This window comes from Caenibius sp. WL (genome assembly GCF_019803445.1).
Classification (GTDB): Bacteria; Pseudomonadota; Alphaproteobacteria; order Sphingomonadales; family Sphingomonadaceae; genus Caenibius.
Genome location: NZ_CP081844.1, coordinates 1,606,488 through 1,619,820 on the forward strand (window position 1 = coordinate 1,606,488; position 13,333 = coordinate 1,619,820).

15 protein-coding genes are annotated in these 13,333 nt (G+C 65.4%); 5 read left to right on the forward strand and 10 right to left on the reverse strand.

The genetic code is table 11. The features are described from left to right. Positions 1-10 precede the first annotated feature (10 nt). Positions 11-757, reverse strand: coding sequence for a tRNA pseudouridine(38-40) synthase TruA (gene truA / locus K5X80_RS07455; protein WP_222560212.1), 747 nt, complete (start codon positions 755-757; stop codon positions 11-13). Positions 758-890: 133 nt separating this feature from the next. Then, positions 891-1,796: a methionyl-tRNA formyltransferase gene (gene fmt / locus K5X80_RS07460; RefSeq protein ID WP_222560213.1), complete on the reverse strand. Its 906-nt coding sequence runs from the start codon at positions 1,794-1,796 to the stop codon at positions 891-893. Between the two features lie 53 nt (positions 1,797-1,849). Between fmt and recR the strand changes: the two genes are divergently transcribed. From recR to K5X80_RS07480, 4 genes are all read left to right on the forward strand, one after another. After that, entirely contained in the window at positions 1,850-2,446 is a 597-nt protein-coding gene (gene recR / locus K5X80_RS07465) for a recombination mediator RecR (RefSeq protein WP_283249248.1), read from the forward strand. A gap of 40 nt (positions 2,447-2,486) precedes the next feature. Next, complete coding sequence (def, locus tag K5X80_RS07470) at positions 2,487-3,056, forward strand: peptide deformylase (RefSeq protein WP_222560214.1); 570 nt, start codon at positions 2,487-2,489, stop codon at positions 3,054-3,056. A 168-nt stretch (positions 3,057-3,224) separates the two neighbouring features. Then, a complete protein-coding gene (locus tag K5X80_RS07475) occupies positions 3,225-4,745 on the forward strand; it encodes a DNA recombination protein RmuC (RefSeq protein WP_222560215.1) in 1,521 nt (506 codons plus the stop codon). 57 nt (positions 4,746-4,802) lie between these two features. Next, complete coding sequence (locus K5X80_RS07480) at positions 4,803-5,519, forward strand: hypothetical protein (RefSeq protein WP_222560216.1); 717 nt, start codon at positions 4,803-4,805, stop codon at positions 5,517-5,519. Between the two features lie 27 nt (positions 5,520-5,546). Here the strand turns inward: K5X80_RS07480 and K5X80_RS07485 are convergent, their stop codons facing one another. The 8 genes from K5X80_RS07485 to K5X80_RS07520 all read right to left on the reverse strand — a co-directional run bounded on the left by K5X80_RS07485 (position 5,547) and on the right by K5X80_RS07520 (position 11,356). Continuing rightward, positions 5,547-5,975 carry an META domain-containing protein gene (locus tag K5X80_RS07485; RefSeq protein WP_222560217.1) on the reverse strand — a complete coding sequence of 143 codons (429 nt, stop codon included), beginning with the start codon at positions 5,973-5,975 and terminating at the stop codon, positions 5,547-5,549. Between the two features lie 36 nt (positions 5,976-6,011). Further along, positions 6,012-6,848 (reverse strand): TrmH family RNA methyltransferase, encoded by an 837-nt coding sequence (locus K5X80_RS07490; protein ID WP_222560218.1) that lies wholly within the window; start codon positions 6,846-6,848, stop codon positions 6,012-6,014. Next, a complete protein-coding gene (locus K5X80_RS07495) occupies positions 6,845-7,123 on the reverse strand; it encodes an HPr family phosphocarrier protein (RefSeq protein WP_222560219.1) in 279 nt (92 codons plus the stop codon). Before K5X80_RS07495 ends, K5X80_RS07490 begins: the two co-directional genes overlap by 4 nt. Positions 7,124-7,146: 23 nt before the next feature. Then, a complete protein-coding gene (locus tag K5X80_RS07500; protein WP_222560220.1) occupies positions 7,147-7,551 on the reverse strand; it encodes a PTS sugar transporter subunit IIA in 405 nt (134 codons plus the stop codon). Positions 7,552-7,612: 61 nt separating this feature from the next. Further along, positions 7,613-8,539 carry an RNase adapter RapZ gene (gene rapZ / locus K5X80_RS07505; protein WP_222560221.1) on the reverse strand — a complete coding sequence of 309 codons (927 nt, stop codon included), beginning with the start codon at positions 8,537-8,539 and terminating at the stop codon, positions 7,613-7,615. A 42-nt stretch (positions 8,540-8,581) separates the two neighbouring features. After that, a complete protein-coding gene (locus tag K5X80_RS07510) occupies positions 8,582-9,019 on the reverse strand; it encodes an HPr kinase/phosphorylase (RefSeq protein ID WP_222560222.1) in 438 nt (145 codons plus the stop codon). Positions 9,020-9,027: 8 nt separating this feature from the next. Continuing rightward, entirely contained in the window at positions 9,028-10,497 is a 1,470-nt protein-coding gene (locus K5X80_RS07515) for a stimulus-sensing domain-containing protein (RefSeq protein ID WP_283249289.1), read from the reverse strand. A gap of 112 nt (positions 10,498-10,609) precedes the next feature. Continuing rightward, positions 10,610-11,356 carry a response regulator transcription factor gene (locus K5X80_RS07520; RefSeq protein WP_222560224.1) on the reverse strand — a complete coding sequence of 249 codons (747 nt, stop codon included), beginning with the start codon at positions 11,354-11,356 and terminating at the stop codon, positions 10,610-10,612. 282 nt (positions 11,357-11,638) lie between these two features. Here K5X80_RS07520 and K5X80_RS07525 point away from each other — a divergent pair, with 282 nt between their 5' ends. Beyond that, positions 11,639-13,231 carry a phosphoenolpyruvate carboxykinase gene (locus tag K5X80_RS07525; protein ID WP_283249249.1) on the forward strand — a complete coding sequence of 531 codons (1,593 nt, stop codon included), beginning with the start codon at positions 11,639-11,641 and terminating at the stop codon, positions 13,229-13,231. Positions 13,232-13,333: the final 102 nt, after the last annotated feature.

A 13,333-nucleotide genomic window follows, 5' to 3' on the forward strand; every position in this document is an offset into this window, starting at 1 on the left:
TCCTGTTGTGTTATGCGTCGGGGTATCGGGCCGCGACGAAATAGAGCCCATCGGGCGGGGCATTGAGACCCAGCGCCTGCCGCTGCCGCGCGGCCAGCGCTTCGCCCACCTGTTCCTCGCGCCACTGGCCGAGCCCGACCAGCGCCAGCGTGCCGACCATGGAACGGACCTGATGATGCAGGAAGCTGCGCGCCGCCGCTTCGATCAGCACATGCGCGCCTTCGCGGCGCACATCCAGCCGGTCCAGCGTCTTGACCGGATCGGCCGCCTGGCAATGGGCGGAACGGAATGTGGTGAAATCGTGCCGCCCGACCAGCGCCTGCGCCGCGCGGTGCATCGCGTCCGCATCCAGCGGGCGAGCGAGATGCCAGGCACGCCCTTTCTCCAGCGTCAACGGTGCGCGGCGGTTGACGATGCGATAAATGTAGCTGCGCCCGATGCAGGAAAAGCGGGCGTGCCAATCGTCCGCCACCGCTTCGCAGGCGATCACCGCGATGGGGGCAGGGCGCAGCAGCGCGTTCAGCGCCTCCATCAGGCGGAACGGGGTGATCGCCTTGGCGATATCGACATGGCTGCGCATGGCCAGCGCGTGGACGCCCGCATCGGTGCGCCCGGCCGAATGCATCCGCACCTCTTCGCCGGTGACGGCCAGCACCGCCTCCTCCACCGCTTGCTGGACGGACGGGCCATGCGCCTGCCGCTGCAAGCCCATGAAAGCGCCGCCATCGAATTCGAGCGTGAGAGCGAAGCGGGTCATGGCTGGCGTGTGGGCTCCGACAAGCTCGCCCTGAGCGGAACTGGGTTCTTGGACGGGGCTGGTGCTGTGTTCGGTGCCGAAATTATCCGCAACATCCGCTCGTCCTGAGCCTGTCGAAGGAGGCACATTATCATCACCGCAGCACCGTGCCCGCCGGAATCGCGTAGCCGCGCAGCAGGGCGGCGGTTTCCATCGCCGGTTTGCCCGCGCGCTGGATCAGCGTCGGGCGGATCGCGCCGTGCCCGCAGGCAATGGTCAACTGGTCGTCCAGCACTGTGCCCGCCGCGCCTTCGCGGCCGATCACTTCGGCGGCGAGCACGCGGAAACGGTCCTGCCCCACTTCGAAGAACGCGCCTGGCGCAGGGGCGAAAGCGCGCACCTGCCGTTCGATGAATTCGGCATCGCGGTGGAAATCGATCCGGCTTTCGGCCTTGTCGATCTTGGGCGCGTGAGTCGCTTCCAGATCGTCCTGCCGCACGGGATGCAGCGCCTTGAGATCGATCAGCGTGCCGACCATCAGTTGTGCGCCCAGTTCGGCCAGTTCCGCCGTCAGTTCGCCCGCCGTCTTGCGTGCGATCGGCGTGCGCACGGTGGCCAGCATCGGGCCGGTGTCGAGCCCTTTCTCCATCTGCATGATCGTCACCCCGGTCACGGCATCGCCCGCCAGAATCGCCCGCTGGATCGGCGCCGCCCCGCGCCAGTGCGGCAGGATCGAGGCGTGGACGTTGAGGCAGCCGTGGCGCGGCGCTTCGAGCACCGGCACCGGCAGAATCAGGCCATAGGCCGCGACCACCGCCACATCGGCATCGAGCGCGGCGAAATCGGCCTGCGCCTGCGCGTCCTTCAAAGTGACGGGGCAGCGCACTTCGATCCCGCGCGCCTGTGCCGCCTGCTGGACGGGGGAGGGTTGCAATTGCTTGCCCCGGCCCGCCGGGCGCGGCGGCTGGGTATAGGCGGCCACGATAGTGTGGCCCGCATCGTGCAATGCGGTGAGAGTCGGCACGGCGAAGTCCGGCGTTCCCATGAAGATGATGCGCATAAGCGGGGCAGGTGGCCTTTCGTGTTCGGGGGGAAAGCCCTATCTCCACCCCCATGGCATCGCAAGAGATCGAGACACTCGCCGCCGCCCTGGCGCGCCTTCCCGGCCTCGGCCCGCGTTCGGCGCGGCGCGCGGTGCTGTGGCTGGTGAAACGGCGCGAAACCGCGCTGACCCAGTTGCTCGGCGCGCTGGCGGCGGTGCAGGAAACGCTGGTCGAATGCGATATCTGCGGCAATGTCGATACCCGCGACCCTTGCGGCATCTGCGCCGATCCGCGCCGCGATCCCCGCTCGCTCTGCGTGGTGGAGGATGTGGCGGACCTCTGGGCGCTCGACCGGGCGAAGCTGTTCACCGGCCAGTATCACGTGCTCGGCGGGCGGCTGTCCGCGCTCGAAGGGGTGCGGCCGGAAGACCTGACTATCGCCAAGCTGATCGAGCGTGTGACGGCGGGCGGGATCGACGAAGTGGTGCTGGCGATGAACGCCACGCTGGAAGGGCAGACCACCGCGCATTACATCGCCGAACGGCTGGAAAGCTACCCCGTGCGGATCACCCAGCTGGCCCACGGGTTGCCGGTGGGGGGCGAACTCGACTATCTGGACGAAGGCACATTGGCGCAGGCGTTGCGCGCCCGCCGTCCGGTCGGTTGAAACCCTTGCGAAACGCCGCTTTCGCACTTATTTGCGCCTCATGGCTATTCGCGAAATCCTGGAAGTGCCGGACCCCCGGCTGAAAACCGTCTCCAAGCCGGTCGACGTGTTCGATGACGAGTTGAAAACGCTGGTCGAAGACATGTTCGAAACGATGTACGACGCACCCGGCATCGGCCTTGCGGCAATCCAGGTCGGCGTGCCGCTGCGCGTGCTGGTGATCGACCTGCAACCGGACGATCCGGACGCCGAACCCGAAGTATGCACCGCCCACGGCGGCCATCACCACACCCACCAGCCGACGAAGAAGGAACCGCGGGTCTTCATCAACCCCGAAATCCTCAACCCGTCTGAAGATCTGTCGGTTTATCAGGAAGGCTGCCTTTCGGTGCCGGAAATCTACGCCGACGTGGAACGCCCGGCGACGATTCGCGCACGCTGGCAGGATCTCGATGGCACCGTGCACGAAGAGGATATGGACGGCCTGCTCGCCACCTGCCTCCAGCATGAGATGGACCATCTCGAAGGCATCCTGTTCATCGACCATCTCTCGCGGCTCAAGCGCAATATGGCGCTCAAGAAACTGGAAAAGCTCCGCCGCGCGGCGTGATCGGTTTTTGTGACGAGGCTGCTTCTCGTCACCCCCGGGAGTCATTCCCGCGCATTATTCGGTCATCCCCGCCTTCGCGGGGATGACGGACCAGAAGGCAAGGCTTCCTCTGTGGGTAGAGTGCACTCCGCTCTGGCGTTCCTGATCCGTTCCGTCTAGATTCGCCAGATGGATTCCTCGCTTCTCGTTATCGTTGTTCTGCTTGCCGGCCTTGCTCTGGGGGCAGGGGCCGGCTGGTTCTTCGGTTCCCGCCCCGCTGCCGAATGGCGTGCGCGGCATGCGGAGCGCGACCGGGACGCGCGCGAGTTGGACGAGAAATTCCGCGCCGCGATTCGCGATCTCGCTTCGGCGAGCGAACGGGCCAGCCGTGCCGACAGCCTGGGCGAAGCGCTGGACGAAGCCCGGCGCACGGCGGGCGAAGAGGCGGAGCGGCTGCGGGCCGAACACGCCGCGGTGCTGGAGCGGACGCGCGGCGATCTCACCCGCGTGCTCGAACAGACGCGCGCGGAGCATGCCGCGCTTGTCGATGCCCTGCGCCGCGAACAGCGCGAACTGGCCTCGGAACTTGCCACCCTGCGCGAAAAGTCCGCCAATTTCGACGAGCAGAAGCAGCTTCTGATCCAGGCGCGCGAGGAATTGCTCAAGGAATTTCAGAACACCGGTTCGGCGGTGCTATCCAAAGCGCAGGAAGCGTTTCTGGCGCGGGCCAGCGAACGCTTCGGCCACGCGGAAAAATCTTCGGAAGACAAGATCAAGGCGCTCCTCCAGCCGGTCGGCGACCGTCTCAAACGCTATGAGGAGCAGGTCGAAACGCTGGAAAAGCAGCGGGTGAACGCGTTCGGCGAACTGACCGGGCTGATCCAGTCGATGCGCGAAGGGCAGGAACAGGTCCGGCGCGAGGCGCAGCGGCTGGGCAACAGCCTGACCAATGCCCCCAAGGCGCGGGGGCGATGGGGCGAGCAGCAGCTCAAGAACCTGCTCGAAACCTGCGGCCTGTCGCAGCACACCGATTTCGTGCTCGAACACTCGATCGAAACGGAGGAGGGGCGGCTGCGCCCCGATGCCATCGTCCGCATTCCGGGTGGCAAGCAACTGGTGATCGATGCCAAGGTTTCGCTCAATGCTTATCAGCAGGCATTCGAAGCGGACGGAGACGAAGCGCGCAAGCTGGCGCTGGCGGACCATGTCCGTTCGATGCGCAACCATGTGCAGCAGCTTTCGGCCAAGAGCTATCAGAGCCAGTTCGCGGATGCGCCCGATTATGTGGTGATGTTCGTGCCGGGCGAACATTTCGTGGCGGCGGCGCTGGAATTCGATCCGGCGCTGTGGGACTTCGCGTTCGAAAAGCGTGTGCTGCTGGCCACCCCCACCAATCTGGTGGCTATCGCCCGCACCGTGGCGCAGGTCTGGCGGCAGGATGGGCTGGCCAACGAAGCGCGCGAGATCGGCCGTCTGGGCAGCGAACTCTACGATCGCATCGCAATTGCCGCCGAACACCTGAAACGGGTGGGATCAGGGCTGGACACGGCGGTAAACAATTACAATAAGTTTGTCGGCAGCTTCGAGCGCAATGTGCTGTCCGCCGCGCGCAAGCTGAAGGACAAGGGAATCGAGACAGGCCGGCGCGATGCCGAGGATGTCCCTCTGGTGGAAAGCGCGCCGCGCTACACAGGCGTGCAGGACGAATAGGCTGGTTGGAGACGCGCCGCGCGGCGTTTCTTCCCGCCGCCGCGATGGAGCGATGGAATGAAACGTTTGACGGCTCTGGCCCTGATCCTGGCGCTTGCGGCGTGCAAGCAGGATCAACCGCCGCCGTCGCAGAAGATCGCCCAGGCGGCCGACCAGCTTATCGCCAAGGCTTCGGGCATGCCGCCCGCGATCATGCTGGGCGAAGGCGCCTATGCCCCGCGTGACGAATGCGCCGCCATTCCGGGCGCGGCCGAATTCCGCAAGCAACTGGCCGCCGTGGTCGGCGAGCGCGATGTCGAAGGGCTGGTGGCATTGGTCGCCAACGATGTCCGGCTCGATTTCGGTGGCGGGGAAGGGGCCAATCTGCTGCGCGCCCACCTGCTCCAGTCCGACCGCAGCCTGTGGGACGAACTGGACGATGTGCTGGCGCTGGGCTGCGCCGGGAACGGGCAGGGCGGAATTACCCTGCCATGGTATTTCGAACAGGATTTCGGCAGCATCGACCCGATGATGGGGATGATCGTGCGGGGTGAGAAAATCCCGCTGCGCAGCGCGCCGGAGAAGGACGCGGAGGAAATGCGCGCCCTCTCATGGGATGTGGTCCAGTTGGTCGATGGTTTGCAGCCGGGGGCGCCGTTTCAGAGAGTGCGGCTGGCCGACAAGACCGAAGGCTACATCGAAACAGCCCAGTTGCGCAGCCTGATCGGTTATCGCGTGATCGCGTCCAGCCGCAACGGCAAATGGAGCATCACCAGCCTGGCTTCGGGGGACTGACGCGGCGGGCCGGGGGCGCTGGTGCGATCAACGTTTGGCGCTGTCCGCGGCGCTTTCGGGGATGCGTTCGAGTTCCGCCGAATGGCCGCTGGAACGCAGCACCAGCCGGTCGCCTTCTAGTTCGAACTGCGGCGCGGCGGAAAGCAGTGTCGCAACCGCCACTTCATCCTTCCACACCGGCCCGTCGCAATACATTTCCGTCTGCGCCAGCGGGCCTGCCAGCAGGCGTTCCTGATCGATCCGCCAGGGGCCGCCCATGCTGTTGCAGCCGACATTGGCGCCCACTCGGTCTTCGGCGAATTCCAGCGTCGCGCGCGGCGATGTCGCCTGGCTGCCATCGATCGTGACGAAGCGCCAGGTGCTGCCTGCCAGCGAATGCGCCGGTTCGCCCTGCGCGGCGCAGCCTGCGAGAGCAAGGGCGGCAAGACCGCCGATCAGGGAAAGCACGATACGCATGCCGGGCATTATGCCCACGCGATGCTGAGCCCGCGGTTAACCGCCGCGGCCATCCAGCGTGGCCAGCACTTCGTAGGCCAGCACCGCCCCGGCCACGGCGGCGTTGAGACTGTCGGCCCGGCCGCGCATCGGCATGGTCACACGCAGGTCGCAGGCCAGTTCGTAGTCTTCGGGCAGGCCGCGCGATTCGTTGCCCACCATCAGGAAGCACGGGGCCTGATAGGGCGCGCCGCGATACGGCACCGCATCGCGCAGCGAGGCCGCCACCAGTTGGCCGGAGCCGCCGCGTAGCCAGGGCAGGAATTCGTCCCAGCGCGCGCGGACCACCGTCTGCGTGAAGATCGCCCCCATGCTGGCGCGCACCGCCTCCACCGAGAAGGGATCGGCGCAATCGTCGATCAGGATCAGGCCGCCCGCGCCCACCGCATCGCCGGTGCGCAGCATGGTGCCGAGATTGCCGGGATCGCGCAGCGCCTGCGCCACCAGCCAGATCGGCGCGGCGGTGCGATCGATCCGGGCGAGCGAGGTATCGAATTCGTCGAACACCCCGGCAACCGCCTGCGGGTTGTCCTTGCCGGTGATCTTGGCGAGCACCGCTTCGTTCACTTCCAGCACTTCGCCACCGGCGGCCTGCACCGCCTGTTCCAGCGTGGCGAGGAGGGGGTGGGTATCGCGCCCTTCGGCCATCACCAGCGTTTGCGGGAGAACGCCGGATTCGCGCGCATCGGTCAGCAGCCGCAAGCCTTCGGCGAGGAAGCGCCGTTCGCGTTTGCGCAGGCGGGAATCGCGCAGTGCGCGCAAGGCCTTTACAGTGGGATTGGACAGGCCCGTTATGCTGCGCCGCGCGCCGGGCCGGATATCGGAACTGTTCACTCTTCGCCGAAGCCGCCTGCCACCAGATCCACCAGATCGCCGAGAACGCTATCGGCGTGGCTGCCGGTCACCGCGATTTCGATGGTATCGCCTTTGGCCGCGCCCAGCATCATCAGGCCGAGGATGGAATTGCCCGCCGCATCGTGGCCATCCTTGGCCACCCGCACGGAATTGCCGCTGGGAACCCGGCTGACGGCTTCCACGAATTTGGCGCTGGCACGGGCATGCAGCCCGCGCTGGTTTACAATGATCACCTGTTGCGAGAGTGTTTCCATCCTTGTCTCCCCATTCGTATCCCTCAGGCTTCCTGGCCGAGGAATTCCGACGCCACAGTTATATAGTTGCGGCCCGCATCGCGCGCGGCGGCCACGGCGTCTATTATCGGCATCGCCTTGCGCGCGCCAGCCAGGCGGATCAGCATCGGCAGATTGATCCCGGCGATCACTTCCACTTTGCCCGCTTCCATCAGGGAGATGGCGAGATTGGACGGGGTGCCGCCGAACAGGTCGGTCAGCACGATGGCGCCATCGCCGCTGTCGACGTCGCCGATGGCGGCGCGAATTTCAGCGCGGCGGGCTTCCATATCGTCATTGGGGCCGATGCACACCGTCTTCACCGCCGATTGCGCGCCCACCACATGTTCCATGGCATGGACGAATTCATCGGCCAGGTGGCCATGAGTCACCAGAATCATTCCGATCATGTGAAGAGAAGGCTCCAATTCGGATGCTGAGCAGTTTCGTTACCGGCTAGTTCCGCAAGGCTCATGACTGGGGAGGCCCCTCGATCATCTCAGCAGCTCGGGCCCCCAGATTACGATGGAGGACAGTGGGCGAAAATCCGGCGTTGTGCAAGGCTTTCGCGATCTGTTCGGCCACGAAGACCGACCGGTGGCGGCCCCCGGTGCAGCCGAAGGCGATGTTGACGTAGCTTTTGCCCTGCTTTTCGTATCGCGGCAGCAGCAGCAGCAGCAGATCGCGAATCCGTTCGAAACTCTCGGCATAGGCGGGATCGCGCATGATATGTTCGCCCACCGGCGCATCCTTGCCGGTCAGCGGGCGCAGATCCGGCTGCCAGTGCGGATTGTCGAGAAAACGCATGTCGAACAGCAGATCGGCCATCGGCGGCATGCCGCGGGCGAAGCCGAAGCTGCTGACTGTCACGGTCATTTCGCGCGCCGCGTCATCGGCGAACTGGCCGCGAATCGCCTGTTGCAGATCGTGGCTCGAAAAATCGGTGGTGTTGATGACCGCATCGGCCCAGTGCCGCAACTGTGCCAGCAGCTCGCGTTCGGCGGTGATGCCGACAGCCACTGGCTTGCCATCGGCCAGAGGATGGCGGCGGCGGTTTTCGTTGTAGCGGCGTTCCAGTTCCTGACCGGAACAGTCGAGAAACAGCGTGGAGATCACCAGATCGTCCCGCTGGGTCAGTTCCTGCACCTGCGGAATGATCTTCTCGGGGTCGAAGCCGCGCGTGCGCGTGTCGAAGCCGATGGCGAGCGGCGCGCGCGCGCCTTCGGCGGCGGGGCTGCCTTCTTCGCGCAGGAGACGCGACAGCAGGCGGACCGGGAAATTGTCCATCGCTTCCCAGCCCAGGTCTTCCAGCACGCGCAGCGCGGTGGTCTTCCCCGCGCCCGACATGCCGGTGATCAGCAGAATACGCTGGCGATCATCTTCTGATTTGCGTCCCATCGCCGCTCTCTGCGCTGAACCGTTCGGAAAGGGAAGGGGCCATTATCGCCCCGTCCCGGAAACGGGCAGACCATACTGGCGCAGCGCCATTTCCGCCCTGAGCGCAAGCACCGGGGAATCCGGCCAGAGCGCGATCAGGGGCAAGGCGATGCCCAGCCTTTCCGCGCTTGCCGGCTGTTCGATATAGCGCGGGGCGGCGGGTGTCAGATGCAGGATCAGCGCCACCGGCGCTTCGGTGCAGGGCATCGGCACCAGCCCGAGATTGCGGATTTCCATCAGCCCACGGGTGTGAAGCGTGGGCGCGGCCCATAGGTGCCCCGCGCGGGCGGACAGGGCCACCCCGTCATCGCCCACCAATATGGCCCCCCGGTCGATCAGGGCCAGGGCGAGGCTGGATTTGCCGCATCCCGGCGCGCCTTCGATCAGGATCGCCCGTCCGTCCAGCGCCACTGTGGTCGCCTGATGCAGATGCTCCGCCATGCCGCCTCTCAGACGCCGTGCCGCAGCGGCAGATTGAGCACGAGGCAGGCCCCGCCTGCGCCATCGGGGCGGGCGGTGGCGGACAAGGTGCCTTCGTGCGCTTCCGCGATCGTGCGCGCGATGGCGAGGCCCAGCCCGCTGTGCTGGCCGAAATCCTCCGTCTCCGGGCGCACCGAATGGAACCGTTCGAACACCTTTTCCCGTTCGCTTTCCGGAATGCCGGGGCCGCGATCGCAGACGATCACCTGCACCCGTTCCTGCGTGGTGGCGAGAATCACGTCGATCCCACCATCGGGCGGGGAGAAGGACACCGCGTTGTCGAGCAGATTGACGATGGCCCGCTCCAGCCGCATCGGTACGCCCAGCACCACCGCCCGGGTGCCGCCGCGCCGCTCGAAGCGGATGGTGTGGCCGCCATTTTCCCCCCGGTCGTTCCGCGCGGCGAGCGTGTTGCCGATCAGGCGTTCGAGATCGATCGGCTCGAACACCGCGCGGCTCAGTTCGGCATCGACCCGGCTGGCATCGGCGATTTCCGTCACCAGCCGGTCGATCCGGTGGACATCGTGAAGCGCGATGGCGGTCAATTGCGCGCGCAGGCCGGCGTCCTGCACCCGGTGAAGGGAATCGAGCGCACTGCGCAGGCTGGCCAGCGGGTTCTTGATCTCATGCGCGACATCGGCCGCGAAATGTTCAACCGCGTCGATCCGCTGGCGCAGGGCGGCGGTCATGTCGGAGAGCGCGCGGGCGAGCATCCCGATCTCGTCGCGCCGTTCGGGCAGGCGGGGCACTTCCACTTCGCGCGCGCGGCCAAGACGCACCCGCACCGCCGCCCGCACCAGCGCGCGCAGCGGCTGCACGATCGTGCGGGCAAGGAACAGCGAAAGCTGGATCGATACGGCAAAAGCCAGCGCCACGATGATGGCGAGAGTTTGGCGCGCGGCGCGGACGTTTTCGGTGATATCGATCGCGTTGCGCGTGGTCAGCAGCATCGCCCCGTCCTTGCCCACCGGCACGGCGGCGGAAATCATCGGCGTGCGATCGGGGGCGTAGCGCAGGGCGATCTGATATTGCATCGTGGATCGCGCGCGGTGCAGTTCGGGCCAGGCATCGGCGTTGGAGGCGATATCTGCCGGTTCGCGATAGGCCGGAATTTCTGGCGTGCCGAGCAGGGCATCCATCCACCGGTCGAGAAGCCGCGCGGCGTCCTGATACCAGGGCTCTGTCGCCGGATCGATCAGGCGGAAGGACGGCGGGGCAAGCGCGAAGCTGTCGGCCACCAGCTTGCCCTGGGGGTTGTAGAGCCGCAGGCGCAGTTTCTGTTCGGTGCCGACTTGCGCCAGCAGGGCGTTGCGCCGGTCGCGGGAAGGGATGACCAGCAGCCCTTCGGCGATGATCTGCGCTTCGCTGCGGGCCAGTTTGAAACGCTCGTCGAGCAACTGCTTGCGGTAGGAATCGATATAGAACAGGCTGCCAGCCATCAGCCCCAGCGCAATGATGTTGACCGCCAGGATACGCGCGGTCAGCGAAGCGCGCCGCGTCCAGAACAGGCGCTCGGGCTTGCCTTCGATGGCGGGCGCGCGGATCGGCGGATCAAGCGCCGTCAAAGCTGTACCCGGCGCCGTAAAGCGTTTCGATGGCGGAAAATTCGGGGTCGATGGCGCGGAACTTGCGCCGCATCCGTTTGATATGGCTGTCCACGGTCCGGTCGTCGACGAAGACATCGTCGGGATAGGCCGCGTCCATCAACTGGTTGCGCGACTTGATCACCCCCGGCCGCGTCGCCAGCGCTTCGAGCAGGAGGAATTCGGTCACAGTCAGCGAAACGGGCGTGCCGTTCCATGAAACCTGATGGCGCGCTGGGTCCATCGCCAGACGGCCCCGGACCAGTTCCTGCGCATCGTCTTCGCTGCCGGTCTGGCCCTCGTCGGGCGCGGCATCGGCGGCCAGCGGAGGTTTGCGGCGCAGGATCGCCCGGATGCGCGCCACCAGCAGGCGTTGGCTGAACGGCTTGGCGATATAATCGTCCGCGCCCATGGCCAGGCCCGCTTCCTCGTCCTGCTCGTCATCCTTGCTGGTGAGGAAAATCACCGGCAGGTCCGAGGTTTCGCGCAGCCGCCGCAACAGCTCCATCCCATCCATGCGCGGCATCTTGATATCGAACACGGCGAGATCGGGCGGGTTTTCCGTCAGTGCCTTGAGCGCGGCGCTGCCATCGGAATAGACGCGGGTGACGAAACCTTCCGCCTGCAGCGCAATGGAAACGGTGGTCAGGATATTGCGATCGTCATCGACCAGCGCGATGGTGCGGGGCGGTTCTGCGGAACAGTCGGAAGCCATGCGGCAGGCCCTGGGCAACTTCTTCTGGAGGGGAACGGGTGCCCGAGAATCTAGCGCGGCCTGCCGCATGTTACAATCCGGCCGTTCCGGTCCAAATCCACGCTTTCCGTAGGCGTGCGGTAAAAGGATGAAACGGAACGGTAATTTTTGAAGGTTTCGTGAAAAATTGACGGGAAGCCTCTGCGCGACTATGCGCGAGCCAGCCGCTGCCGGGGTCCCGCGCGAAACATCGGGCGCCTTTCCCGGCAACAACGCCTTGCTTGCGCCAGTCTGGAGACGACCTTGACGACATCGCTTTCCTTGCCCCTCGATAAACAGGGGATCAACACCAACGCCACGATTTACGCCAATCTCGGCACCGCTCCGCTGGTCGAGCACGCGCTGGCGAATGGCGAAGGCAAGCTCGCTGCCGATGGTCCGCTGGTCGTCGAAACCGGCAAGCACACCGGCCGTTCCGCCAAGGACAAGTTTACCGTCCGCGACGCGGAAACGGAAAACACCGTGTGGTGGGGCAAGAGCAACGTTCCGATGACCCCGGAACATTTTGCCGCGCTGAAGGCGGATTTCTTCGCCGCGCTGGGCGAAAAGGACAAGCTCTACGTCGCCGATCTGTTCGGCGGTTCGCAACCCGAACATCGCGTCAAAGTCCGCGTCATCAACGAAATGGCCTGGCACAACCTGTTCATCCGCACGCTGCTGGTCCGTCCGACCGCCGCGGATCTCGAAGGGTTCGCCCCGGAATACACCATTATCGATCTGCCCAGCTTCCGCGCCGATCCGGAACGCCACGGTTGCCGCAGTGAAACCGTGATCGCGGTCAACCTCTCCGAAAAGCTCATTCTCATCGGCGGCACCCGCTACGCCGGCGAAATGAAGAAGAGCGTGTTCGGCATTCTCAACTACCTGCTCCCCGCCAAGGGCGTGATGCCGATGCACTGTTCCGCCAATATCGGCGCGGATGGCAAGTCGGCCGTGTTCTTCGGCCTGTCGGGCACCGGCAAGACCACGCTTTCGGCCGACGCCAGCCGCACGCTGATCGGCGATGACGAGCATGGCTGGTCGGACACCGCCGTATTCAACTTCGAAGGCGGCTGCTACGCCAAGATGATCCGCCTTTCGGCCGACGCCGAACCGGAAATCTACGCCACCACCAAGCGTTTCGGCACCGTGCTCGAAAACGTGGTGATGGACGAGGCCACCCGTCAGCTCGATCTGGACGACAACACGCTGGCCGAAAACACCCGTGGTGCCTATCCGCTGGAGTTCATTCCGAACACGTCGGAAGCGAATCTCGGCCCGGTGCCGTCGAACGTGATCATGCTCACGGCCGATGCTTTCGGCGTGCTGCCTCCGATCGCGCGCCTCACCCCGGATCAGGCGATGTATCACTTCCTGTCGGGCTACACCGCCAAGGTGGCCGGCACGGAAATCGGCGTGACCGAACCGGAAGCGACGTTCTCCACCTGCTTCGGCGCGCCGTTCATGCCGCGCCACCCCTCGGTCTATGGCAATCTGCTCAAGGAACGCATCGCCAAGGGCGGCGTGTCCTGCTGGCTGGTCAACACCGGCTGGACCGGCGGCAAATACGGCGTGGGCAAGCGCATGCCGATCAAGGAAACCCGCGCCCTGCTGAATGCTGCGCTCGACGGCAGCCTCAACAATGTGGAATTCCGCAAGGACCCGAATTTCGGCTTCGACGTGCCGGTGGCCGTGCCGGGTGTTGACACCACGATCCTCGATCCCCGCTCGACCTGGGCCGACAAGGACGAATATGATGCGACCGCCGCCAAGCTGGTCCAGCTTTTCGTCGACAACTTCGCCCAGTTCGAAGACCATGTGGACGAAAGCGTGAAGCAGGCGGCGCCCGCCGCCTGATTTCACCAACAGACGAAATGATCGCGGGGCGGGAACCACCAGGGTTTCCGCCCCGTATTCGTTAATGAGGCCAATAGGTGCCGGGGTGACTGCTTTTTAACT